Below are 2,742 nucleotides of genomic sequence, written 5' to 3' on the forward strand. Positions count from 1 at the left end.
TCGCGAGGAACCGCATGAAGCTTACGCGCGGAGCCGCGCTTGTGATCGGCTTGGTGATCGCGGTGTACGGCACGTTGTTGCTGTATCCGCTGCTACTGGTTTTTGAGGATAGTTTTCGCGAGTTCATCCCGGGGCGCATTGGGTCCGATGCGAATGCGCCGTTCACGCTGGCCAACTATACGGACCTTCTGCACACCGCATACCTGTCCTATTTCTGGGACACGTTCCGGATCGGCTTCATCGCCTCCGTGCTGGGAGTACTGGTGGCATTCCCGATTGCCCATTTTGTCGCCCGCCGGCGTTCGGACTGGCTTCGAAGGACGATCATTGGATTCCTCATCACGCTCATGTTCTTGAGCGTGCTGGTGCGCGTGTACGCCATCGAGCTGGTGTTCGGTCCGGCCGGATTCGCGCGTCAGATTGCGGCGCTGTTCGGCGAGCAGAGCGGGAGCCGCGTCTACATTGAATTCATGATCATGCTCGGGTTGCTCCACTACGCGGTACCCATGTCCGCCCTGGTGCTCATCGGCACAATCCAGAACGTGAACCCGCGGCTCATCGAGGCGGCCCAGGCGCTGGGCGCAGCCCGCTGGAAGTCCCACCTCGTGGTCACGCTGCCACTCAGCGCGCAAGGTCTCCTCTCTGCATTCCTTATCTGCTTCACGCTGTCGATCAGCGCTTTCGTCGTTCCCATGGTGCTAGGTCGCGGCAAAATCATGTTCGTCTCTAATCTGATCTACAATCGGTTCAGCGAGCTGGCCAATTTCCCCAGCGGTTCGGCGGTCGCGATCATCATGCTGGCCATCTCGCTGCTGGTGATCTACGCGGTCTCTCGGCTGGCCCGCAGCCGCTGGGATGCTGTCCGATGAAGCGCCTTGGTGACAATGTGCTTGGCTTCATGGTGGTGTGTCTGTCCATCGCCACCATAGTGTTCCTGATTGCCCCGCTACTCATGACTACGGTTATGTCCTTCGATTCGCGGGAGTTCCTCGGGCGGTTTCCGCCGCCCGGCCTATCGCTGCAATGGTATGAGGGTTTCTTCTCGGACGCCTATTACCTCAAAGGCCTGCAGCTCAGCCTGATCCTGGCGCTGGCGGCGACCACGCTGTCGATCTTGGTTGGCGTCGCAACGGCGTTCACGCTTGACCGCTACGATTTTCCCGGAAAGGAACCTCTCTCCGCCTTCTTTCTGTCGCCCCTTGTCGTTCCCCATGTCATCATCGGCTTCTCGCTTCTGCTCTTCTTTTCCATGATCGGCGTTTTCGATGGGCTGGTCCCGCTCGTAGGCGGGCATCTAATCATCACGGTACCCTATGTAATCCGAACGACTCTTGCGAGCTTGGTGGGGATCCGTAAATCATTCACGGAGGCCGCTCTAAGCCTGGGCGCGACGGAGCGGCGCGCGTTTTGGAAGGTGACCGTGCCCCTGTCAAAGACTGGCATCGCCGCAGGCGCCGTGTTCGCTTTCGCTTACTCAATGGATGATGTTTCGGTTAGCCTATTCCTCACGGGGCCGAACTACTACACGCTGCCCGTGGCTATGACCAACATGATGCGCTCGCAGTTCGACCTTCGCATCGCCGCGGCAGCCGTTTGCCTCATCGGCCTGACCATCGCGCTGATCTGGATCCTAGATCGCATCGTCGGCCTGGACAAAGTGATCGGACAAGGCGTTTATCACAAGTAGGATCCCATGACCGTATTGGAGCTGAGCACCATCTCGAAGCGCTATGGCCAAGAGTTGGCTGTGGACAACATTTCCTTTCAGGTCAAGGAGGGATCCATCCTCTCCCTTCTCGGGCCGAGCGGCTGCGGCAAGACCACGACCCTGCGTCTCGTCGCGGGTTTTGAAGTGCCGGACGGCGGAGACATCCGCATCCGCGGCGAGAGTGTTCACAGAAAGCGTCCCTACGAGCGCAATGTTGGACTGGTCTTCCAGGACTACGCGCTTTTCCCTCACATGAGCGTGGAGGCAAACATCGCCTTCGGCCTGCGCGAGCGGGGCGTCCCTGCCTCGGAGTTCTCGGCGCGAATCCGCACCGCCCTCGATCTCGTTAAGATGCCCGGCTATGAGACGCGCAGCCCACACCAACTGAGCGGCGGCCAGCAGCAACGGGTGGCGCTGGCCCGCGCGCTTGTGACCCAACCCTCGCTGCTGCTTTTGGACGAGCCGCTCTCCAATCTCGACGCTAAACTGCGAGAGTCACTGCGGGTGGAGCTGAAGCAGATCCTCACGTCGGCGGGCATCACCACCATCATCGTGACGCATGACCAGTCGGAGGCCATGAGCCTCGCCGACGACATCATCGTCATGAACAAGGGCCGGGTCATGCAGCGGGGTTCGGCCGAGGAGATCTATAGCAGGCCCGCCAACAAATTCGTTGCCGATTTCATAGGACAGTCGAATTGGTTCAAGGGTCGGCTCGACGGCAGCCGTTTCATAACCGAGGACGGTTTGTCCATCGCAATCACAGGCAAGGCTCCCGGCAGCGGGGCCGTGGAACTCGGCATCCGGCCCGAGCGCATCGCCGTGCGGACCATAGGCACCACCGCCGCCGCAGGCGTGAACGCGCTCGATGGTGTGATCGAGAACACCGAGTATCTCGGCGCGACCATTCACCACTGGGTCCGCGTCAATGGCCGCAGAATCCACGCCGTCGTGCAAAACAACGGCCAGTGCTTCGCACGCGACGGCGAAAGCGTCCGGATGGAAATTCGACCGGAGGACTGCCTCGTACTAGC

Annotated in this window: 3 protein-coding genes; all 3 read left to right on the forward strand. The window is 60.4% G+C overall.

Annotated elements, in window-relative coordinates; all coding sequences use genetic code 11:
* A partial coding sequence (locus tag Q2941_RS51170; RefSeq protein WP_458197480.1) for an ABC transporter permease occupies positions 1-869 on the forward strand: 869 nt, incomplete at its 5' end.
* Entirely contained in the window at positions 866-1,687 is an 822-nt protein-coding gene (locus Q2941_RS51175; RefSeq protein WP_458197481.1) for an ABC transporter permease, read from the forward strand. The genes Q2941_RS51170 and Q2941_RS51175, both read left to right, overlap by 4 nt.
* Before the next feature lie 6 nt (positions 1,688-1,693).
* Positions 1,694-2,742, forward strand: a 1,049-nt coding sequence (locus Q2941_RS51180; RefSeq protein ID WP_458197482.1) for an ABC transporter ATP-binding protein, incomplete at its 3' end; no start/stop codon positions are given.

Source organism: Bradyrhizobium sp. UFLA05-153 (assembly GCF_054185185.1).